Genomic DNA, 20,571 nt, shown 5'->3' on the forward strand with positions numbered 1-20,571 from the left:
TATGGATAATTATGAAAAAACAATAAAAGTTGACAATATTTATGAGGGTAAGATTCTTTCCCTAAGGGTGGAAACTGTAGAGATGTCTGATAAAAAATATTCAAAAAGAGAAATAGTTGACCATATGAAAGGGGTAGGAATAATTGCTTTTGATGGAGAAGATTCCATTTATTTGGTTCGCCAATATAGAAAAGCAGTTGATGAATTCACCTTAGAAATTCCAGCAGGTTTGGTTGAAGCGAATGAAAAACCAATTGAAACTGCCAAAAGAGAATTGCAAGAAGAAATTGGTTTTAAACCAGTAGATATCGAATATTTATTTGATATGCATGCATCTCCTGGATTTACTAATGATAAATTGTCTTTCTTTTTAGCGAAAAATTTAGAAGAGTCTAAACTTGAAGAAGATGAAGATGAATTTTTAGAAAGTAAATCTTATAAAGTAGATGATGTTTATAATATGGTTATAAACGGTGAGATTACTGATGCAAAAACTATAATTGCAGTTTTATATGCAAAAAGATTTATTGATGAAAAATAATAGTTTAAATATTGATCTAGAGGTTTACACAGGTCCATTTGATGTCTTGTTAAAACTTATAGAAAAACAAAAAGTAGATATTTATGATATTAAAATAGAAGATATAACAAGCCCTTATATGGAGGCTATCAAAGAAATGGATATACCTCTTGGACAATTAAGTGAGTTTATTTATATATCTTCTATTTTGTTGTATATAAAATCAAGTAAGCTAATGCCAAAAGAAAAAGATGACACAATAGAGGAAGATTTTATTTCATATTTAATTGAATATAAAAAGATAAAAAGTGTTGAGGATGATTTAAAATTTTTGGAAGAAGAATCGAAAAAATTTTATACTAAATATCAAGAAGACTTATCCCAATATAAAAACGAAGATGAAATAATAAGTAAAGATGTAAATATATTAAAAAATGAATTTACAAAATTAATTAAGGCCTACAAAAATGAAAAAATTGAAAAACCAGACCTTATTAAGACAATAAAAAGACTAGATGTAAATGATTATATTAAAAAAATAAGAAATACATTAAAATTTTCGACATCAATTAGGTTAAATTCAATTATTGATGAAATAAAATCTAAGGCTTCTTGCATCGGAACTTTTTTGGCTCTCCTTGAGCTAGTTAGGCTTAAGGAAATTTATTTGGAAGAGGAAAATATAAATGAATTTTTGATAATAAAAAGGGAAAAAGATGAATAGATATTATTTAAAGGGAATAATTGAAGAAATTTTATATATATGGGGAGACCCAATAGATATTGATGATTTATCAAAAATAATTTTTGATGCAGAGAAATCTGAAATAAGAAATGCTCTTGATGAAATTATGGCAGAAAGAAATGAAAAATCAAGTGGACTTCTTATAAAAAAATATGAAAATAAGTATCAGTTTTCTACAAGGGCTGAACACGAAAAATATATATCTAATATTGTAAAAAAATCCGATAAAAAACTATCTAATTCATCCTTAGAAACTCTTTCAATCATTGCCTACAAACAACCAATAACAAGGGCAGAAATAGATAAAATAAGAGGGGTTAAATCTCAGTCAACAATAGATAATCTACTTGAAAAAAAGTTGATAAAGGAAAATGGTAGGCTTGATAAAATTGGAAAACCAATTATTTATGCCACAACTGATTTATTTTTAAAATATTTTAATATTTCGACTCTTGATGATTTGCCAAAAATTGATCAAGAAGTGTTGGGAGAGTTTGATGAGAATCAATAAATATATAGCAAAAGCAGGGCTTGCTTCAAGAAGAAAAAGTGAAGAGTATATAAAAAAAGGCTTAGTTTTTGTAAATGGTAAAAAACTAGATGATTTATCTTACCAAGTTAAGGAAAATGACCAGGTTAAAGTTATGGGCAAGCTCTTAGAAATAAAGGAAAAATTTTATTATAAATTAAACAAACCTATAGGCTTTATTTCATCAAATTATGATCCTCATAACAAAAAAGACTTAAATAGTTTAGTAAAAATTGACCATAGATTTTTTTGTGCTGGAAGGCTTGATAAGGACTCCCATGGTTTAATGTTAATTACAAATGATGGAAAAATAACAAATAAATTAATTCATCCAAGTAAAAAAATAGAAAAGACCTATATAGTTAAAGTTGATAAATTGCTTAATAAAGACGATGAAGCTCTTTTTAGAAAGGGTATAAAACTATCAGTTAATGAAAAGACATCTGATGCAAAAATAAATTTAATAGATGAAAATAGTAAAATATATGAGGTTATTATTCATCAAGGATTTAATAGGCAAGTAAGAAGGATGTTTTTATACTTTGGATCAAAAGTAATAGATTTAAAAAGAATAAAAATTGGACAAATTGAGCTAGGAAAACTAGAAGATGGAAAATATAAAAAGCTTAATAAAAAAGAGTTAGAGTATTTAGAAAGTTTATAAGAAATATGGATATAGGAATAATAGGAGCAGGAGCTGCAGGAGTATTTACTGCAATAAATGCTAAAAACAAAAATAATAAGGTAAGCATAATTGAAAAAATAAGCAAATAGGTAAAAAATTATTTATAACAGGAAAGGGCAGGTGTAATATTACAAATGCCAAATTTTTTGATGAATTTCTTGATAATATTGTTGTAAACAAAAAATTTATGTACTCATCTTTTACTAACTTTGATAACTATGCACTTATGGACTATTTAGAAAATAAAGGTTTAAAACTTGTAGTTCAAAGAGGAGATAGGGTATTTCCAAAAAGTGAGAAATCAAGTGATGTAATAAAATTTTTTGAAAATTTAATTACAAAAAATCATATAGATTTAAAATTAGACGAAAAAGCAGAGAAAATAACAAAAGATGAAAAAGGAAAATTTCTAGTAAAAACAAATAAAGATACTTATAGCTTTGATAAGCTAGTTATAGCAACTGGAGGTCTTTCCTATCCTTTAACTGGATCTACTGGTGATGGATATAAATTTGCCAAAGAATTTTCTCATAATCTTATTGAAACAAAGCCTGCTTTGTGTCCAATAAAATTTAAGGATAAGGACCTAGATTCATTAAATGGAATTTCTTTAAGAAATGTTTCATTAAATGTTGAAACAAAAGATATGAATTTTAGTGAGTTTGGCGAAATGCTTATAGGTAAAGATTTTATTACAGGTCCAATAGTTCTTACCATGTCTTCATTAATAAATAAAAGCCAAGTTAAAGGTTTATATATAGACTTAAAACCAGCACTAGATTTTGAAAAGCTTGATAATAGGCTGGTTAGAGATTTTGAAAATGATTTAAACAAGGATATAGTAAATGTGTTAAAAAATCTTTTACTAAATGCCTTTGTAGAAGTAATCTTAGAAAGAGCAAAAATAGATTTTCATAAAAAGGTAAATCAAATAACAAAAGATGAAAGATATAAATTAATAGATGTAATAAAACATTTTAAATTAGAGTTTAATGGATTAAGCCATGTAAAAAATGCAGTAGTAACTTCTGGGGGAGTTGATTGTAAGGAATTAAATCCTAAAAATATGGAATCAAAAAAAGTTTCAGGCCTATATTTTGTAGGAGAAGTAACAGATGTTGATGCTCTAACAGGCGGATATAACCTACAAATTGCCTTTTCGCAAGCCTATGCCTGCGCTGAAGATTTAAGGAGTTTTAATGAATAATTTTATAATAGCTTTAGACGGTCCAAGTGGATCAGGAAAAAGTACAATTGCAAATTTATTAGCAAAAAAATTAAAAATTTCATATTTAAATACCGGCTCTATGTATAGGGCACTGACCCTTTATTTTTTGGAAAATAATATAAAAAAATCTGATGATTTTGACAAAAATATTCTCGAAAATATAAATATAGATATAAATAAAGACAAGGTATTTTTAAATGGAGAAGATGTAAGTAAAGAAATAAGAGATAAGGAAGTTACTGAAAATGTATCTTGGGTTTCATCAATGCCAGAAGTTAGGGAATATTTGGTGGAAATGCAAAGAAATATTTCAAATAATAAATCAATAATTTTGGATGGACGTGATATTGGTACTGTTGTTTTTCCAAATGCTAAATATAAATTTTATCTTACAGCCTCATCCTTCGTTAGGGCTAAAAGACGTTTTGACCAAAAAGAAATAGATAAAAGTTTCGAAGAAATTAAAGAAGATATAGAAAAAAGAGATTATTTAGATTCTCATAGGGAAATTTCTCCTTTAAAAAAAGCTGATGATGCAATAGAAATAGACTCTTCAGATTTAACAATTTCTCAAACAATTGATAAGATAATAGAAAACATGGATAAAGAAGATGTTTTATAGGTTTATTTATTTTTTGATTAGGCTTATAGTAACGCCTATCTATAGAATAAAAGTACATGGTATTGAAAATATACCAAAAGATCAAAAATATATTATTTGTGCAAATCATAAGTCTTTACTTGACCCTGTTTTTGTAGCCTTAGCTGTAAACAGACAGGTTCACTTTATTGCTAAAAAAGAATTATTTGAAATACCAATTTTAAAAAGTATTTTAAAAAAATTAAAAGCCCTACCTGCCCAAAGAGATGGAAAAGATTTAAGTGTGTTAAGAGATTCTATAAAGTTAATAAAAGAAGGAAAAATTTTGGGAATATTTCCTGAAGGAACTAGAGTAAATGAAATAAAAAGAGAAAATATAAAAGATGGGGCAGGATATATTGCACTTAAATCAAAAACAGATATATTAACAATAGAAATTATCTCTTCTTATAAACCATTTTGCAAAACAGACTTATATATAAAAAATCCTGTAAAGGTTGAAAATTTTAAAAAATATAAATCAAAAGATGCAATGGAAAAATTAATGGATGAAACTTATGAGAAGATGTATGAAAATCATAAATTTCTAAGAAAGGTTTAAGATGAAAGTAATTGTAGCTAAAAATTCTGGATTTTGTAATGGAGTTAGAAGAAGTGTAGACCTTGCAAATAAAGCAAGTGAAAAAAATAAAAAAACTTATACTCTAGGTCCCTTAGTCCATAATCCTACTCAAGTTCAAATGCTTGAAGATAAGGGCGTTGGAGTTATTGATGAAAATGAAGTTATAAAATTAAATGATTCCCAAATTGTAATAAGAAGCCATGGAGTTAGGGAAGAATTAAAAGATAATATAAGAAAAAATCAAAATAATGTAATAGATGCAACTTGCCCTGTTCTTATCAACATATATAAAAAAATAAAAGAGAAAGAAAATGAGGGATATAAGGTAGTAATTGTTGGTGATAAAAATCATCCTGAAATAAAAGCTATGGCATCTTACATAAATGATGGTATAATAATAAAAGATGAGACTGAAGCAAAAAATATTACAAATATGTCAAAACTTTATGTTGTTAGTCAAACAACAAACAGAATTGATTTTTTTGAGAATATTGCTCATGAGTTAGAGAAGACGAATGATGATGTAGTAATAGAAAATACAATCTGCAATGCGACTAGATTAAGGCAAGAAGCATGTAAGAGTCTTTCAAAAGAAGTTGATTGTATGGTTGTTGTTGGTGGTTTTAATAGTTCGAATACAAACAAGCTTTATCAAATAGCACAAAAGTATTGTAAAAATGTTCAAAGAATAGAAACTGTTAAAGATCTACCTTTGCAAAAGCTCTCAAATTTTAATATAATAGGGGTAATCGCTGGTGCATCCACACCAGATAAGGTTATCGAGGAGGTAGTTAATAGGATGGATGATTTAACAAATGAAGAATTAATGAACAGCATTGAAGATAGTATGAAAAAAATATATCCAAGAGATGTTGTAAATGGAACAATTATTGATGTGAAAGATGATGAGGTTTTTGTAGATATTCAATATCGTGCAGACGGAATCGTAAAACTTGACGAAATGACTGAAGAAGAAAAAGAAAACCCAAAAGATCATTTCGAAGTTGGCCAAGAAATCGAAGTTTATGTAATTAAACTTGATGATGGCGAAGGTAACGTAGCTTTATCTACTAGAAGAGTAGAAGGAATGAAAAATTGGAAAAACCTAAGAGAAGCTTTTGAAAATGATCAAACAGTAGAAGGTGATATTACTGGATCAAACAAGGGTGGATTAACAGCAAGAGTTATGGGAATCAACGGTTTTGTTCCAGCAAGCCAAATTGCACCATATTTTGTTAAAAACTTCAAAAAATTTGTAGGAGAACATTGGGATCTTAAAATCATTTCAATTGATGAAAGAAAAAATCGTCTAGTTTTATCAAGAAAAGATATAGTTGAAGAAAAACTTGATGAACAATGGGATGAATTAGAAGAAGGCCAAGTAATCACAGGTAAAGTTGCAAGACTAACTGACTTTGGTGCTTTCGTAGAAATAGGAAGTCTTGATGGATTACTTCACGTTTCAGATATAGCTTGGACAAGAGTAGAACATCCAAAGGATGTTTTAAATATCGGAGATGATATTGAAGTTAAAATATTAAAACTTAACAAAGAAAAGAACAGAATTTCTTTAGGAAGAAAACAACTTTTAGAAAAACCATTTGCAGAATTTACTAACAATCATGAAGTTGGTGATGTTATAAATGGAAAAGTTGTTAACTTATTAGACTTTGGTGCTTTCGTAGAAGTAAGTGAAGGTGTTGAAGGTTTAATCCACGTTTCTGAAATTTCATGGGAACATGTAGAAAAACCATCAGATGAACTAACAGTTGGTGACGAAGTAGAAGTTAAAATCTTAAGCATCGACCCAGAAGAAGAAAAAATTGGTCTTTCTATCAAAGCTTTAAAAGAAGCTCCAGAAAGAACAGAAAGAAAACCAAGAAAAAATAATAACGAAGAAAACAAAAACAGATCTAATGCAAAAGCTAAAAGAAGAGCTGAAAAGAAAGAATCAAATAACGAATTTGGTGATAATGATTTAAATAACAACATTGGATTTGCTATAGAAGAAGTACTATCAGGTATTGAAATAGAAGACGAAGATTCTACTGAAGAATAATATTTGATAAATTACAATTATACAAAAAGAGATGGGTAAAATCATCTCTTTTTTGGTTCTAAGGAGATATATGCAATTAAAAATTAATGAAAAGTATAAGGATTATTTTAAAGGCAAAAAATATAATATAACAACTTTTGGTTGCCAGATGAATGAACATGATTCTGAAAGAATATCTTATATTTTAGAAGATTTAGGTTATACACTGACAGACGATAGAAATGAAGCTGATTTTATTTTATTCAATACTTGCTTGGTAAGAGAAAATGCAGAACTAAAATTATATGGGCAAGTTAGCAGTTTAAAAAAATTAAAAGAAGAAAATCCCGAAAAAATAATTGCTGTGTCAGGCTGCATGATGCAAACAAGTGTTGCAAGGGAAGTTATTGAGAAAAAACATAAAGAAGTTGATATTATTTTTGGTACAAAAAATATTAATTCCTTACCAGATTTATTATTTAAATATCTAGAAGCAGGAGAAAGGGTTATAGATGTATCTGAAGATAATGTTAAAGATGATTATGTAAATTACAACAGTAAAAATAATTTCCAAGCTTATGTAAATATAATGACTGGATGCGATAATTTCTGCTCTTACTGTATAGTGCCTCAATCAAGAGGAAGAGAAGAAAGTAGAAGACCATCTCATATTATAGAAGAGATAGAAAATTTGGTTAATAATGGTTACAAAGAAATAACCTTACTTGGGCAAAATGTAAATTCTTATGGAAATAAATCTGATTTTAATGTAACTTTTCCAGAACTTTTAGAAAGATGCGCTCAAATAGAAGGACTAGAAAGACTAAGATTTACAACAAGCCATCCTAAAGACTTATCTGATGATTTGATTAGGGTAATTAAAGAAAATGATAATATTTGCAATTATTTCCACCTACCTATGCAGTCAGGTTCCGATAAGGTTCTTAAAGATATGAATAGAAAATACAACAAAGAGCAATATCTAGAAAAGGCTAGAAAATTAAGGGAAGAAATTCCAAATATAGCAATTTCTACTGATATTATTGTAGGCTATCCTACAGAAACGGAAGAAGATTTCCAAGAAACTTTGGATGTTTGTAGAAAAGTTGGTTTTGATACAGCATTTACATTTAAATATTCACCAAGACCAAAAACAAAAGCAGCAAAACTTGAGACGATTGATGAAAAAATAGTTCAAGATAGGTTTGATAGATTACTAGATACCTTATACCCAGTATTTAATGAAAAAAATAAAGAATATGTTGGGAAAGTTGTTGATGTTTTATTAGAATCAGAAAGTAAAAATAACAAGAATGTACTTACTGGAAGGACAGATACCTTTAAGCTAGTTCATGTTGAAGCTGATAAGAAATTAATAGGACAGATTGTAAAAGTAAAAATAACTGATAACACATCATTTACCATTTCTGGTCATTTAGTTTAAATAAAAAGAAAGAAGGCACTATGAAGGCTTATGTAGTTAAAGCAAAAGCTAAACTTGGTAAATTGCCTAAAAAAGAAACTTGTAGAGATTTATTATATGAAGATAGTTTGGAAAGAAAGTTTGATATAATTAGAAATAATAATAGTGAAATACCTAATTTATCTTCTAAAAAAGATTTAGAAATCTTTCTTTCAAATAAACTATACGATGACTTGTATTCTTTTTTGAAATTTTTAAAAGGTGAAGAAAAGGAATTTTTCATAAAATATATTTCAAAATTTGAATTACAACTTATGCAATTAATAGTTCAAGCTATTATTAACAATCATTTAGATGACAGTTTAGATATTATAAAAAGAGAAAAATTTTCACATGATATAAATGTCTCAAAGGATGATGATTTTGAAAGTTTTGTAAGAAAGTCTAAATCAAGTAAGTATTATAGGACTCTTTATCCATTTTTAAATGAAAACATAGAAAAGAAGTCTATTATATTTTTAATTTCAAATTCTTTAAATAAATTATATTATAGACAATTACTTGAAGAGTCAAAGAAGTTACCAAAGAATATTGGCTTTGAATTAAAAGATTTTGTAGGTAAGCAAATAGATATTTTTAATATAGAAATGTTATATAGGTTAAAGAGAAACTTCTCTCTAAATAACTATGAAATATTTAATTATTTAATTGAGGGGGGTAAATATTTAAGAACAAAAGACTTGAAAAAATTATCAAGTTTAGATTTTAATAAATTTAAAGATGAGATTTTAAAAACAAATTATAAAGACTTATTTCTTTCTACCTATAACTTTTACAAGGCTAAAGAAGATTTGTTAAGTGAAAATTCAAAGAAATTATCAAGTTCTAAATATGACTTGTTAAATTTAATTTATATAGTAGATATGATGACAATTTCAAATAAAAATATTATAAGTATATTAGAATTTGATGAAACATTTGATAAGGATGAAAAGAAACATTATATAATAAAGAGGTGATAATATGGCTGTCGAAAAAATGCACTTGGTTAATATTATGGCAAGGCTAGATAATCTTGATGATTTTTTAGAAGATTTAATAGATATTGATGAATTTGACCAAGTTGATGCTTTTAGACAAATACAAAACAGAGAATTTTCGATTAGAGCAAGTGAAGAAAATATTGAAAAAACTGAGGACTTTAATGATCTTGAAAGTTTTGATAAAGTAGATACTTCATTTATAAATAAACTTGAAGATATAAAAGATTTTCTAAATTTAGATGATTCTAAGGGCGGCAGAAGAATTAATGATGAAAAACTTAAAAATTTGCTAGAAATATTTGAAGAGAATATTGAAAAGAAAAAAGCTTTAGAAGAAAGAAATGACAAACTTGAAGAGTATTTAAACAATTTGCAAGCTCTTGAAAATGAAGAAATTGATATAAATAAAATAACAAGCTTAAATTATTTCGATTATAGGCTTGGAGAAGTTAGTAAAGATGGAAGATTTATCTTAAAAAATAACTATGAATCAATCCCATCACTAATTATTCATTTACAAAAAAATGACCCTGATATAGAAAAAAATAAAGAGGCCTTAAAAAGTATTTATAGCATAGATGATGAAACTTCTAAGCTAAGAAAAGATACAGATAATATCATAAAAAATGAAAAAGATAATGTAAATAAAGTAAGCTTAGAATTGTCAAAAGATTACGATAAAAAACAAAAGAAGATGCTAATAAATTCTATGATGATATATTAAAAGAGGCAGATTATAAGAATAAAGAAATTGAAAGTTTCTATGAAAAGCAAAAAGTAGAAAGTGAAAAAGTATTTAAGGCTAAGAAAGAAAACTTAGTTAAGGAATTTTTCAAAAAAATTATTGAATAATAAAGAAAGGAGGTTTTATGAATTTATTAGAAAAATTTGGCTTTAAAGATAGGTCAAGAAATAATCGTGACCAATCTATAGAAAGTGGAAATGAAGATTATCTATTAGTTTATCCAAAAAGTGTAGAAGATGAAGTAAATAGGACTATATCTTCGCTTGGCTTTATTGACAAGGATATACCAGATGGCAAAAGTATTGATGAAATAAAAAAGAATATGAAGATAATAAGTCTAAACTTAAAGAAATAGACAATAAACTTAAAAAAATAAAAGATGATAATATCGATGATCTTAAAAATTTACCTAAAACCATAGATTTTTATAAAAAATCATCAAAGCTTAAGGATAAAATGTTAAAGGGTCGAAAATATTTTTATTTATCAGGGTGGGTCCCAGAGTCTAAAATACAATTAGTTAAAGATACAGTCGACAAGTATGAAGATAGCTTAGTCGACCAAAAAAAAAATAGCCAAACAATAGCTAATCCACCTACAAAGTTAAAAAATAATAAAATAACTAGGCCTTTTGAATTCTTGGTAAATATGTATGGAGCACCAAATTATAACGAAATAGATCCAACAGGGTTTTTTGCTATAACTTATATGCTCTTATACGGAATGATGTTTGGAGATTTGGGCCAAGGATTAGTATTTGTTTTAGCTAGTTTTTTGATAGAAAAGAAAAGTAAAATTTTCGGTCAATTAATTAGAAGAATTGGTTTTTCAGCATCGTTTTTTGGCTTGATGTATGGTTCTGTTTTTGGTATAGAAGATTTGATTCCAACAATTTTAATTAAGCCTTTTGATAATATAATTAAAGTTTTGATAGCATCTGTTGCTTTTGGTGTAATATTGATGATAATAGCCTATATTTTAGGAATTTACAATAAGCTTCACAAGCAAAAAGATTTTGAAGAAGGTGTATTTGGCAAAGAAGGATTTGCAGGATTATTGATGATGATTTCATTTATCTTAATAATTTTAAATATAGTCAAAGTTAATCCTATGCCAATGACAGTTTCAATTATATTATTAATTTTATCAATAGTAATGATGGTATTTAAACAACCTATTTCAAGAAAATTATTAGATATTTATCCAATATATGACCAGTCAAGTTCTGATTATTATATAGAGAGTTCCTTTTCAATTATAGAGGCTCTACTATCTGTATTTTCAAATCTTGTATCTTTTACAAGAGTTGGAGCATTTGCCATAAACCACGTAGGCTTATATATGGCATTTGAAGTAATGAGCAAACTTGTAGGTGGTGGATTTATTGGGATAATAATTTTAATCTTAGGAAATATTTTAATTATAGGTCTTGAAGGTATGATCGTATTTATTCAAGGTTTAAGACTGGAATTTTACGAAATGTTTAGTAAATATTACAAGGGTGATGGACAAAAATTTAGTCCAATTAGTAAATTATAAGGAGAAAAAAATGATTTTAGTTTCAATATTAGCATTAGCTTGTGTAGTAATGACAATTTATTCAGGTTTATACCTATTAAAAAATAACGAAGATGCGTCAAAAGATAAAATAAGAAAAGCATTAAAGATTAATTTATCAACATTTGTTCCAATAATGGTTATGATATTAGTTTTAGTTTTACCAAATGGTGTAAAAGCTGCAGCAGCAGGATCTGCCAGTGATGCCGGAAATGGTTTAAAATATATTGGTGCAGCACTTTCAACAGGACTTGCAACAATAGGAACAGGATATGCAGTTGGTCAAGTAGGATCAGCAGCTTTAGGTGCAATTTCAGAAGATGCGTCAATTCTTGGTAGAACAATAATTTTCGTAGGACTTGCTGAAGGTATTGCAATCTTTGGTGTAATTATTTCAATAATGATTTTATTTGCTTAAAATGAAAGCAAAAATTATAACAAATGATATGTCTTTACTTCTAGGCTTTAGGCTTGGAGGTATCGAAGGTGTCATTGTAGAAAAAGAAAATGAAATATCTGAAAATTTTCAAAAACTTGCCAAAGAAAAAGATTTGGCCTTAATTATTTTTTCTAAATTTTGTTATGAAAAAATAAAAAAAGAAGTTGAAGATTATAGGGTAGATAACGCTACTCCTTTAGTAGTAGTTTTAGATTAGTAAAGGAGACTTAAATGCTAGATTTAAGTGCAAAAATTTCTAGTTTTAGAAAAATGGTCTGGTCAAATGAAAAAAGAAAAAGTGAAAAAGAATTATATGAATCTACAGATTCATCTTCTAAAACTTTAAATGAAATGAAAGATCGTTTAGATAAAAACTATAGGAAATATATAGAAAAGAGAAAAGAATTTGCTAATTCTAGAAAGAATGAAAAAATAGCAAATATATCTCAACATAAAAAAACTTCATATAATAAGTTTAAGGAATCTTTGTTAAATCAATTAATTGATGAAATCAAAGATGAATTAATTGAATATAGCAAAAGTGAACAATATAAAGAAAAACTAAAAAGTGAAGCAAGTAAAGTTTTTAAAAAACTATCAGAGGATAATCAAGATTTAATTTTATGTGTAAAAAGATCTGATCAAGATCTGTTTGACTTTGACACTGATATTATAGATGATTCAAAAATTGGAGGCTTTGTAATAAAAAGCAAGGATTTAACCTATCAATATGATTATTCTTTAGAAAAAAAATTAGAAAACTATAAATACGAAATCGGAAGTAAATTTTATAAAATAATTTCTGATGAATATGAAAAGGAAATGGAGGATGAAAATGACTCCAACAATTAAATCTATAAATGGACCTGTAATTCAAGCGAGAAATGCATCATCTTTAAAAATTAGAGAGATGGTTACAGTTGGCGATTTAAAACTAATTGGTGAAGTTGTATCTATTGATGGAGATCTTGCTACAATCCAAGTTTATGAAGATACATCTGGTTTAAAAGTTAATGATGAAATAATAAAAACAAACAGGGCCTTATCAGTTAGACTTGGACCAGGAATGATTGGGAATATGTTTGATGGTATCCAAAGACCTCTTGATAAGATCAAGGCCAAGCACGGATCTTTTATTCCATCTGGACTTGGACTTTCAAACCTAGATGAAGAAAGAAACTGGGATGTTAAAATCAAAGTTAAAAATGGAGATAAAATTAAAGTAGGTCAAATTTATGCCACAATAGATGAAACATCAGTTATTGAACATAGGTTAATGTCAACTGTTGATGGAGAAGTAATAGAAGTTGAAAAAGATGGAGAATTTAAATTAGAAGATACAGTTGTTAAGGTGAAAACAGATAATGGCATAGAAAATTTAAAACTTTACCAATATTGGCCAGTAAGAGTTCAAAGACCTATAAAAAGATCTAAACCATTAAGTGAACTTTTGTTAACAGGTCAAAGAGTATTAGATATTTTCTTTCCAATAGCAAAGGGTGGAACTGTTGCTATTCCCGGTGGTTTTGGAACAGGAAAGACAATGCTTCAACACCAATTAGCCCAATATTCAAATGCAGATATAATTATTTATATAGGCTGTGGAGAACGTGGAAACGAAATGACCCAAGTTCTAGAAGATTTTCCAGATTTAATTGATCCAAATACTGGAAGAGGTCTAATGGAGAGGACTATTCTAATAGCTAATACTTCTAATATGCCAGTAGCAGCAAGAGAAGCTAGTATTTATACAGGAATAACTATGGCAGAATATTTTAGAGATATGGGCTATGATGTAGCCTTAATGGCAGATTCTACTTCAAGGTGGGCAGAAGCCTTGAGAGAAATATCTGCAAGACTTGAAGAGATTCCAGCTGAAGAAGGATATCCAGCTTATCTTGGTTCAAGACTTTCACAATTTTACGAAAGAGCTGGGGATTTTGATAACTTAAATGGAAGTCATGGGTCTGTAACATTAATTGGAGCAGTATCTCCAACAGGAGGGGATTTTTCAGAACCTGTAACTGAAAATACAAGAAGGAGTGTAAATGTATTTTTGGGTCTTGATAAAAACCTTGCTTATTCTAGACATTATCCTGCTATAAACTGGTTAACATCTTATTCAAATTATTTAAATCAAATGGCAGGCTATTATGAAGACTTAACAGGTGAAGATATTGTTTTGTTAAGAAATAGCATGATGGAAATTTTGACAGAAGAAGAAAAACTACAATCTATTGTAATGTTAGTTGGTAAAGATTCTTTATCAAATAAACAAAAAAATCTTTTAGATGTAGCAAGTATGTTAAAAATTGCATTTTTGCAACAAAATGCCTTTAACGATATAGATAAGTATGTTCCACTTGATAAACAAATTCAAATGCTTAAGGTTATAAAAAATTACTATAAACTTTCAAACACAGCTATTGATAAGGGAATTTCCTATAATAAAATTTATAATAAAGGCTTAATAGCAAAAATTAATTCCATGAAATATGATATTAAAAATGATGAACTTGAAAAATTTGTTGAATTAAATAATAATATTCGCTCATATTTTCAAACTTTAGAAGAAGGTGAAGAATGAGAAAGCAATATACAAGGATTAAAAAAATAGAAGCATCAATTATTGAACTTGAAAAAGTTGAAGATATTGCCTATAACGCTGTTGTAAAAATAAACACTTTGGGTCAAAATTTTATTGGTCAAGTTGTAAAGATTGATGATGAGACTGTAACTGTAGAAGTTTTTGGAAACACCCAAGATTTTTCTTTAAATGATATAGTTGTAGAATTTGAAGAAAAACCATTGGAAATTCCTTTAAATGAATCTATTTTAGGAAGAACTTTTAACGGTATAGCAAGACCAATAGATGATGGTGGAGAAATTTATTCTGATAAATTTTATTCAGTTGAAGGAAATCCGCTAAATCCTGTTGCAAGAGAGTATCCAAGAAACTTTATCCAAACAGGTATTTCATCTATCGATATTTTAACAACTCTTATTCGTGGTCAAAAATTACCAATTTTTTCTGGATCTGGTATGCCACACAATGAAATTGCAGCTCAAATTGTTAGACAGGCAAAATTAAAAACTAATGAAGATTTTTGCTTTGTTTTTGCAGCAATGGGAATTAAAAAAGATGAAGCTATGTTTTTTGAAGATGCCTTCACAAAGGCCGGTGTTAAAGATAAGGTTGTAATGTATGAAAATTTGGCTGATGATCCAATTATGGAAAGATTAATAACACCTAAATGTGCACTAACAGCTGCCGAATATTTGGCCTTTGAAAAAAATAAACATGTTTTGGTAATAATTACTGATATAACTTCTTACGCAGAAGCTCTTCGTGAAGTTTCTTCAATTAGACAAGAAGTTCCTTCTCGTAAAGGATATCCTGGATATTTATATTCAGATCTTGCAAGTTTATATGAAAGAGCTGGTATGATTGAAGGAGTTAATGGATCAGTTACCTTAATTCCTATTTTAACCATGCCAAACGATGATATAACTCATCCTATTCCTGATTTAACTGGATATATCACAGAAGGACAAATTGTAATTGATAGGATGCTTGACCAAAAAGGAATTTATCCACCAATTAATGTTTTGCCATCTTTATCAAGACTTATGAAGGACGGAATTGGTGAAGGATATACAAGAAAAGATCATGAAGATCTTATGAACCAACTTTATGAATCTTATTCAAAAGTTCAAGAAATTAGAAATATTTCACAAATTGTAGGTGAAGATGATTTATCCGATGTTGACAAGGCATACTTAAATTTTGGTAAAGAATTTGAAAGTAGGTTTTTAAGTCAAGATCCTTATGAGAATAGAAGTCTTGAACAATCTTTAGATTTAGGATGGAATATTTTGAAAATTTTACCAATCGAAGAAATTCATAGGGTAAGTCCAGAAAACAAAGAAAAATTCTTGGGTGATAAAAATGACTGAGACAAAATTTGCTCCAACAAAGGCAAATTTAATGAAGGCCAAAAGTCAACTTGACTTGATTAACGAGGGTTATGATATTCTTGATAAAAAAGAAAAGCCTTGATTGGTCAGTATAATGCAAAAATAAACCAAAGAAATGAATTAAATAAGATTGTAAATTCTTATATTAAAGATGTTAAGAAAAATATTAAAAAGGCTATAGTTACTACTGGGGAAGATAGGCTAAAATCAATAGCCTTATCTGTTCCGATAGATAATTCCATATCTTTAAAAGAGAAAAAATTTATGCAAACAAAAATTTTTGAAATTAGTTTTGATGAAAAGAAATTAGACTTGTCATATTCATTAAATCTAACAAATTCTTTGTTTGATGAAGCTCTTATTTCTTTGAATGATTTGAAAGAAAAGGTATATAAATTAGCAGAACTTGATACAACTATTAAAAATTTGGATACTGAAATCAAAAAAACTTCAAAGAAGGTAAATTCTCTAGAGAAAGTACAAATTCCAAATTATAAGTCTATAATAAAGTCCATTTCAGGTCAAATAGAAGAAAGAGAAAGAGAAGAATTTTCTAAAACAAAAATGGTTAAGGATAAAAAAAATTCAAAAAGGTAAATGATATATCATTTATCTTTTTTTATTGGGTATATTTATAAAAAAGATATATAAGGAGGATTTATGGATAAGATAAAAAATGATATAGAGGCAGCTTGTCTTGAAATTCTTGATAAAAGCCATGCAAAAGAAGGAGATGTTTTTGTTCTTGGCGGTTCTTCTTCTGAAGTTGTAGGTTATAATATTGGATCTCATTCTAGAGAAGAAGTAGGAGAAATAATTGTAACAACACTTCTTAAAATTTTAAATGAGAAAAAAATTTATCTTGCAGTTGGAGGATGTGAACATATAAATAGGGCTATTGTAGTTGAAAAAAACCTTGCCATAAGAGATAGGTATGAAATTGTATCAGTTGTACCAAAAATTCATGCTGGTGGATCTTTTGCTACAGCAGCTTATAAAAACTTTAAAGATCCTGTTGTTATAGAACATATAAGTGGAGATTTTGGTATGGATATTGGTGATGCAAATATAGGTATGCATATAAAATTTGTTCAAGTTCCTCTTAGGTTAAGTGTAAAAAATATTGGTTCAGCTCATTTGACTGCCCTTAAATCAAGGCCTAAATTAATTGGTGGGATAAGGGCAAGATATGAATAATTTTTAAATTTAAAATAGCTTTGCAATTTGCAAAGCTATTTTTTTTATATTATTAAATTTAATTGTCTCATACTCGCTTGTATCTTCTATATCATATGATGATTTTTGCATTGAAGCCGAAAGGGCAAGTCCAATATTTACAAAACAAATTAGTAAAAATGTTCCTCCAGATGAGAAAAATGGAAGAGGTATTCCAGTTACCGGCATTAAACCAATTGTCATCGCAACATTTTCGAATATATGTATAAAAAACATTGCACAAATACCTGAAACCATAAATGATATAAAAGAATTTTTTGAATTCTTGCTTATAATTAAAAGTCTATAAATAATTATAACAAAAGCTACTAGCATAAGTACAGCTCCAATAAAGCCTAGCTCTTCTGCAAGAACTGAAAAAATATAGTCAGTTTCCTTCTCAGGAATATATCCATATTGGGCTTGGGTACCCTTCATATATCCCCTTCCGGTAAACATACCTGATCCAATTGCAATTAGCCCTTGTTGTTGTTGCCAACCACTTCCTGATGTATCTCTTGATGGATCTAAGAAATCATGGATTCTGTCAGCCCTATAACCTTCTAGATTTAATAGTAAAATTAAACCAAATACTCCTGCAAGAAGGAGGAGGGAGATTATCCATTTCCAAGAAAGACCAGCTAAAAATAACATCACTGCTATAAAAAATATATATACCATGGCTGTTCCAAAATCTGGCTGCAACAAGATGAATAAAATTGGAAGACCTGCAAAAACTATAGTAAATAATAATCTTTTAGGGTCATTAATATCATCTTTATATTTTTCTAGATAAGCAGAAAGGGCAAAAATTATACCAACTTTTGTGATTTCGGATGGTTGTATTTGGATAGGTCCTAAAATTAACCAGGAATTAGAACCCCATTGTTGCTCACCTTGTCCTAAAAATATGGTCAAAATCAAAAGGGCTAGCGAAATTCCATAAATCGGATAAGCTGCTTTTTTTATGACATCCATATCCATAGTACAAATTAAGATTATAAAAATAAATCCTAATATAGAAGCAAATATTTGACTTCGAATTTTTAAAATATTTCCAGAAAATGCCGAATAAAGGACAATTAGTCCATAAATACTTAAAAAGGCAACACTTAAAAATAAGGGCCAGTCAAATTTTTCAAATTCTTTTTTCTTTAAATTAAACATTTCATCACTCCAATTCAAAATTAATTATATAATAGAAATAAGTATTCTTCAATTAATATTTTTCCATAAAGGGGTATAATGATATCCGGTAAAGAGGTGATAGTTATTTTAAATAAGAAGCAAATTAATGAAGTAATAGAAAGACTCGATAATTTATATCCAAACTTAGAAAAAAGTTTTCTTGACTTTACGACACCATTTGAGCTATTGGTTGCTACAATTTTATCTGCCCAATGTACTGATGTAAGGGTAAATAAGGTTACAAACCATATGTTCAAATATGCTAATAAGCCAGAAGATTTTTCAAAAATGGATATAAAAGAAATAGAAGATTATATTAAAACTTGCGGATTATATAAAAATAAGGCAAAAAATATAAAAAATGCATCAATAATGCTAATTCGAGAATTTGATGGAGAAGTTCCTTCTAACATGAAAGATCTCATTAAACTTCCAGGAGTTGGAAGAAAAACAGCAAATGTTGTAATGAGTAATGCATTTGGAATTGATGCAATAGCTGTGGACACTCATGTTCAAAGAGTTTCAAATAGGATAGGCCTTGCCCACAGTAAGGATGTTTTAAATACAGAAAAAGATCTTAGAAAAAATTTACCTAAAGAAAAATGGTCCAAGCTTCACCATCAAATAATTGCACATGGAAGAAAAATATGTAAGGCAAGAAATCCCCTATGTGAAGAATGTGACCTAAGAGATTTATGTGAAGATTATAAGGAGAGAAAATGATAAAATTATTTGCTATGGATTTGGATGGAACAAGTCTAGATAGTAATTCAATATTACAAGAAAAAACAATAAAAGCTTTAAAAAAACTTGATGAGAACGGAATAAAATTCGTATTTACATCAGGAAGGGCAACCCCATCAGTTAGATATTTAATGGATTTGACAGGACTAGATAATCCCATGGTTACTAATAACGGTGCCTTGGCTTTTATAAATAAAGAAAATTTAATATATGAAAATCCTCTAAAACACGAAGAAGTTAAAGAATTAATTAATTTTAGCGAAAACAACAAGTTTTTTTATCAATTTTATGATAAAGATACTTACTATTCAAATAGGATATGGCCAGAAAGATTTGATCATTTAGAAAATAATTCTTCATATGGAATGAACTTTCAAGTAAATTTCTCATTTTCTACCAATCCCTTAAAAGAATTGGAATTAAGAAAAGATTCTGCCTTTAAATTTCAGATATTTCCAGATATAAAAAAACCTGAGGAAGAAAGAAAAATTCTAGAAAAAGTTTCAGATATGGGACTTTATCCAACAACATCAGCCTATGGAATGATAGAAATCATGCAAAATAATGTTAATAAGTATAGGGGTTTAAGTGAGATTGGAAATCTTTTGGGTATAAGTAAAGAAGAAATGGCAGCAATAGGTGACCAAGACAATGATATTCCTATGTTATCTAATGTTGGCTTATCTTTTGCTATGGGAAATGCAATTGATGAAGTTAAAAAAATATCTGATTATATAGTATCAAGTAATGATGATTTTGGTCTTGTAGAAGCCATAAACATAGTTTTGGAGAAAAATTCTAATGTTTAATATTGTTTTAATTTCACCAGAACACCCGGGAAATGTAGGAAATATTTCAAGAACCTGTGTTTTGACAGAATCAAGATTACACCTTATAAGACCCTTTAAATTTGATTTTTCTAATAAAAGTTTAAAAAAGGCAGGGATAGATTATTGGGATAAACTTGATTTAGTAGTACACGATTCCTTAGATGAATTTTTTACCTATGTTAAAGATAAAAATATTTATTTAATTGAAACAGGCAGTGATAAAAATTATGCCGATATTTCCTATAAAGATGGAGATTATTTCATATTTGGTAGAGAAAAAGAAGGAATTGAAAAAGAGATTTTGGATAAATATAAGGAAAAAATTTATACAATTCCAATGACAAAGAAATTAAATAGGTCCCTTAATTTGGCAAATTCTGTTGCTATAGTACTTTATGAGGGACTTAGACAAAATAATTTTAAAATATAAAGAGGTGGTTA

The 20,571-nt window shown here is 28.0% G+C and carries 23 protein-coding genes and 1 pseudogene; 23 read left to right on the plus strand and 1 reads right to left on the minus strand.

From position 1 onward, the window contains the following. The first annotated feature begins 1 nt into the window (after position 1). The 20 genes and pseudogenes from ANHYDRO_RS02725 (at position 2) to ANHYDRO_RS02815 (ending at position 17,350) form a co-directional block, all read left to right on the plus strand. Complete coding sequence (locus ANHYDRO_RS02725; protein WP_004813181.1) at positions 2-541, plus strand: NUDIX hydrolase; 540 nt, start codon at positions 2-4, stop codon at positions 539-541. Then, positions 531-1,244 (plus strand): segregation and condensation protein A, encoded by a 714-nt coding sequence (locus ANHYDRO_RS02730; RefSeq protein WP_039913935.1) that lies wholly within the window; start codon positions 531-533, stop codon positions 1,242-1,244. The genes ANHYDRO_RS02725 and ANHYDRO_RS02730 overlap by 11 nt, the downstream gene beginning before the upstream one ends. Continuing rightward, on the plus strand, positions 1,237-1,776 hold the full coding sequence (scpB, locus tag ANHYDRO_RS02735) for an SMC-Scp complex subunit ScpB (RefSeq protein ID WP_004813184.1): 540 nt from the start codon (positions 1,237-1,239) through the stop codon (positions 1,774-1,776). The genes ANHYDRO_RS02730 and scpB overlap by 8 nt, the downstream gene beginning before the upstream one ends. Further along, positions 1,763-2,458: a pseudouridine synthase gene (locus tag ANHYDRO_RS02740; protein WP_004813185.1), complete on the plus strand. Its 696-nt coding sequence runs from the start codon at positions 1,763-1,765 to the stop codon at positions 2,456-2,458. Before scpB ends, ANHYDRO_RS02740 begins: the two co-directional genes overlap by 14 nt. A gap of 5 nt (positions 2,459-2,463) precedes the next feature. Further along, positions 2,464-2,568: an FAD-binding protein gene (locus ANHYDRO_RS11420; protein WP_392389392.1), complete on the plus strand. Its 105-nt coding sequence runs from the start codon at positions 2,464-2,466 to the stop codon at positions 2,566-2,568. Between the two features lie 38 nt (positions 2,569-2,606). After that, complete coding sequence (locus tag ANHYDRO_RS02745; RefSeq protein ID WP_392389393.1) at positions 2,607-3,686, plus strand: BaiN/RdsA family NAD(P)/FAD-dependent oxidoreductase; 1,080 nt, start codon at positions 2,607-2,609, stop codon at positions 3,684-3,686. Beyond that, positions 3,679-4,329: a (d)CMP kinase gene (gene cmk / locus ANHYDRO_RS02750; RefSeq protein WP_004813190.1), complete on the plus strand. Its 651-nt coding sequence runs from the start codon at positions 3,679-3,681 to the stop codon at positions 4,327-4,329. Before ANHYDRO_RS02745 ends, cmk begins: the two co-directional genes overlap by 8 nt. Beyond that, positions 4,319-4,909 (plus strand): lysophospholipid acyltransferase family protein, encoded by a 591-nt coding sequence (locus ANHYDRO_RS02755; protein ID WP_004813192.1) that lies wholly within the window; start codon positions 4,319-4,321, stop codon positions 4,907-4,909. Before cmk ends, ANHYDRO_RS02755 begins: the two co-directional genes overlap by 11 nt. A gap of 1 nt (position 4,910) precedes the next feature. Beyond that, positions 4,911-6,989 (plus strand): bifunctional 4-hydroxy-3-methylbut-2-enyl diphosphate reductase/30S ribosomal protein S1, encoded by a 2,079-nt coding sequence (locus ANHYDRO_RS02760; protein WP_004813195.1) that lies wholly within the window; start codon positions 4,911-4,913, stop codon positions 6,987-6,989. Positions 6,990-7,059: 70 nt separating this feature from the next. Then, positions 7,060-8,412: a tRNA (N6-isopentenyl adenosine(37)-C2)-methylthiotransferase MiaB gene (gene miaB / locus ANHYDRO_RS02765; RefSeq protein ID WP_004813197.1), complete on the plus strand. Its 1,353-nt coding sequence runs from the start codon at positions 7,060-7,062 to the stop codon at positions 8,410-8,412. Positions 8,413-8,432: 20 nt separating this feature from the next. After that, positions 8,433-9,410 (plus strand): V0D/AC39 family V-type ATPase subunit, encoded by a 978-nt coding sequence (locus ANHYDRO_RS02770; protein WP_004813199.1) that lies wholly within the window; start codon positions 8,433-8,435, stop codon positions 9,408-9,410. 4 nt (positions 9,411-9,414) lie between these two features. After that, complete coding sequence (locus ANHYDRO_RS02775; RefSeq protein ID WP_004813201.1) at positions 9,415-10,158, plus strand: V-type ATP synthase subunit I domain-containing protein; 744 nt, start codon at positions 9,415-9,417, stop codon at positions 10,156-10,158. Between the two features lie 145 nt (positions 10,159-10,303). Then, positions 10,304-11,718: pseudogene (locus ANHYDRO_RS02780) on the plus strand (V-type ATP synthase subunit I). A gap of 10 nt (positions 11,719-11,728) precedes the next feature. Further along, positions 11,729-12,154 carry an ATP synthase subunit C gene (locus ANHYDRO_RS02785; protein WP_039913936.1) on the plus strand — a complete coding sequence of 142 codons (426 nt, stop codon included), beginning with the start codon at positions 11,729-11,731 and terminating at the stop codon, positions 12,152-12,154. A 1-nt stretch (position 12,155) separates the two neighbouring features. Beyond that, the gene (locus ANHYDRO_RS02790; RefSeq protein WP_004813208.1) at positions 12,156-12,392 is read left to right on the plus strand and encodes a V-type ATP synthase subunit F; all 237 of its coding nucleotides are present in this window, start codon (positions 12,156-12,158) and stop codon (positions 12,390-12,392) included. A 14-nt stretch (positions 12,393-12,406) separates the two neighbouring features. After that, on the plus strand, positions 12,407-13,027 hold the full coding sequence (locus ANHYDRO_RS02795) for a hypothetical protein (RefSeq protein ID WP_004813210.1): 621 nt from the start codon (positions 12,407-12,409) through the stop codon (positions 13,025-13,027). After that, entirely contained in the window at positions 13,011-14,762 is a 1,752-nt protein-coding gene (locus ANHYDRO_RS02800; RefSeq protein WP_039913878.1) for a V-type ATP synthase subunit A, read from the plus strand. The genes ANHYDRO_RS02795 and ANHYDRO_RS02800 overlap by 17 nt, the downstream gene beginning before the upstream one ends. Then, positions 14,759-16,132 (plus strand): V-type ATP synthase subunit B, encoded by a 1,374-nt coding sequence (locus ANHYDRO_RS02805; protein ID WP_004813215.1) that lies wholly within the window; start codon positions 14,759-14,761, stop codon positions 16,130-16,132. Before ANHYDRO_RS02800 ends, ANHYDRO_RS02805 begins: the two co-directional genes overlap by 4 nt. A 99-nt stretch (positions 16,133-16,231) precedes the next feature. Then, positions 16,232-16,750, plus strand: coding sequence for a V-type ATP synthase subunit D (locus tag ANHYDRO_RS02810; protein ID WP_004813216.1), 519 nt, complete (start codon positions 16,232-16,234; stop codon positions 16,748-16,750). Between the two features lie 63 nt (positions 16,751-16,813). Next, the gene (locus tag ANHYDRO_RS02815; protein WP_004813217.1) at positions 16,814-17,350 is read left to right on the plus strand and encodes a TIGR01440 family protein; all 537 of its coding nucleotides are present in this window, start codon (positions 16,814-16,816) and stop codon (positions 17,348-17,350) included. Between the two features lie 9 nt (positions 17,351-17,359). On the opposite strand, the gene rodA is transcribed toward ANHYDRO_RS02815, so the two are convergent. Then, positions 17,360-18,535, minus strand: a complete 1,176-nt coding sequence (gene rodA / locus ANHYDRO_RS02820) for a rod shape-determining protein RodA (RefSeq protein ID WP_004813218.1) — start codon at positions 18,533-18,535, stop codon at positions 17,360-17,362. Positions 18,536-18,613: 78 nt separating this feature from the next. On the opposite strand from rodA, the gene nth reads away from it, so the two are divergent. The 3 genes from nth to ANHYDRO_RS02835 are packed head-to-tail and all read left to right on the plus strand — an operon-like array spanning position 18,614 to position 20,560. After that, on the plus strand, positions 18,614-19,279 hold the full coding sequence (gene nth / locus ANHYDRO_RS02825) for an endonuclease III (RefSeq protein WP_004813220.1): 666 nt from the start codon (positions 18,614-18,616) through the stop codon (positions 19,277-19,279). Further along, positions 19,276-20,109 carry a Cof-type HAD-IIB family hydrolase gene (locus tag ANHYDRO_RS02830; RefSeq protein WP_004813223.1) on the plus strand — a complete coding sequence of 278 codons (834 nt, stop codon included), beginning with the start codon at positions 19,276-19,278 and terminating at the stop codon, positions 20,107-20,109. Before nth ends, ANHYDRO_RS02830 begins: the two co-directional genes overlap by 4 nt. Further along, positions 20,102-20,560: a tRNA (cytidine(34)-2'-O)-methyltransferase gene (locus tag ANHYDRO_RS02835; protein ID WP_004813224.1), complete on the plus strand. Its 459-nt coding sequence runs from the start codon at positions 20,102-20,104 to the stop codon at positions 20,558-20,560. The genes ANHYDRO_RS02830 and ANHYDRO_RS02835 overlap by 8 nt, the downstream gene beginning before the upstream one ends. The last annotated feature ends 11 nt before the right edge of the window (positions 20,561-20,571 follow it).

The organism is Anaerococcus hydrogenalis DSM 7454 (assembly GCF_000173355.1).
GTDB classification, from domain to species: domain Bacteria; phylum Bacillota; class Clostridia; order Tissierellales; family Peptoniphilaceae; genus Anaerococcus; species Anaerococcus hydrogenalis.

What these genes read in the sequence shown, in the direction of transcription:
- scpB (WP_004813184.1), top strand. Translation starts at nt 1,237, where the DNA reads ATGAATAGATATTATTTAAAGGGAATAATTGAAGAAATTTTATATATA.
- ANHYDRO_RS02805 (WP_004813215.1), top strand. Translation starts at nt 14,759, where the DNA reads ATGAGAAAGCAATATACAAGGATTAAAAAAATAGAAGCATCAATTATT.
- nth (WP_004813220.1), top strand. Translation starts at nt 18,614, where the DNA reads ATGATATCCGGTAAAGAGGTGATAGTTATTTTAAATAAGAAGCAAATT.
- ANHYDRO_RS02785 (WP_039913936.1), top strand. Translation starts at nt 11,729, where the DNA reads ATGATTTTAGTTTCAATATTAGCATTAGCTTGTGTAGTAATGACAATT.
- ANHYDRO_RS02835 (WP_004813224.1), top strand. Translation starts at nt 20,102, where the DNA reads ATGTTTAATATTGTTTTAATTTCACCAGAACACCCGGGAAATGTAGGA.
- ANHYDRO_RS02730 (WP_039913935.1), top strand. Translation starts at nt 531, where the DNA reads ATGAAAAATAATAGTTTAAATATTGATCTAGAGGTTTACACAGGTCCA.
- ANHYDRO_RS02740 (WP_004813185.1), top strand. Translation starts at nt 1,763, where the DNA reads ATGAGAATCAATAAATATATAGCAAAAGCAGGGCTTGCTTCAAGAAGA.
- ANHYDRO_RS02830 (WP_004813223.1), top strand. Translation starts at nt 19,276, where the DNA reads ATGATAAAATTATTTGCTATGGATTTGGATGGAACAAGTCTAGATAGT.
- ANHYDRO_RS02770 (WP_004813199.1), top strand. Translation starts at nt 8,433, where the DNA reads ATGAAGGCTTATGTAGTTAAAGCAAAAGCTAAACTTGGTAAATTGCCT.
- cmk (WP_004813190.1), top strand. Translation starts at nt 3,679, where the DNA reads ATGAATAATTTTATAATAGCTTTAGACGGTCCAAGTGGATCAGGAAAA.
- ANHYDRO_RS02760 (WP_004813195.1), top strand. Translation starts at nt 4,911, where the DNA reads ATGAAAGTAATTGTAGCTAAAAATTCTGGATTTTGTAATGGAGTTAGA.
- rodA (WP_004813218.1), bottom strand. Translation starts at nt 18,535, where the DNA reads ATGTTTAATTTAAAGAAAAAAGAATTTGAAAAATTTGACTGGCCCTTA.
- ANHYDRO_RS11420 (WP_392389392.1), top strand. Translation starts at nt 2,464, where the DNA reads ATGGATATAGGAATAATAGGAGCAGGAGCTGCAGGAGTATTTACTGCA.
- ANHYDRO_RS02795 (WP_004813210.1), top strand. Translation starts at nt 12,407, where the DNA reads ATGCTAGATTTAAGTGCAAAAATTTCTAGTTTTAGAAAAATGGTCTGG.
- ANHYDRO_RS02775 (WP_004813201.1), top strand. Translation starts at nt 9,415, where the DNA reads ATGGCTGTCGAAAAAATGCACTTGGTTAATATTATGGCAAGGCTAGAT.
- ANHYDRO_RS02800 (WP_039913878.1), top strand. Translation starts at nt 13,011, where the DNA reads ATGACTCCAACAATTAAATCTATAAATGGACCTGTAATTCAAGCGAGA.
- ANHYDRO_RS02790 (WP_004813208.1), top strand. Translation starts at nt 12,156, where the DNA reads ATGAAAGCAAAAATTATAACAAATGATATGTCTTTACTTCTAGGCTTT.
- miaB (WP_004813197.1), top strand. Translation starts at nt 7,060, where the DNA reads ATGCAATTAAAAATTAATGAAAAGTATAAGGATTATTTTAAAGGCAAA.
- ANHYDRO_RS02815 (WP_004813217.1), top strand. Translation starts at nt 16,814, where the DNA reads ATGGATAAGATAAAAAATGATATAGAGGCAGCTTGTCTTGAAATTCTT.
- ANHYDRO_RS02755 (WP_004813192.1), top strand. Translation starts at nt 4,319, where the DNA reads ATGTTTTATAGGTTTATTTATTTTTTGATTAGGCTTATAGTAACGCCT.
- ANHYDRO_RS02725 (WP_004813181.1), top strand. Translation starts at nt 2, where the DNA reads ATGGATAATTATGAAAAAACAATAAAAGTTGACAATATTTATGAGGGT.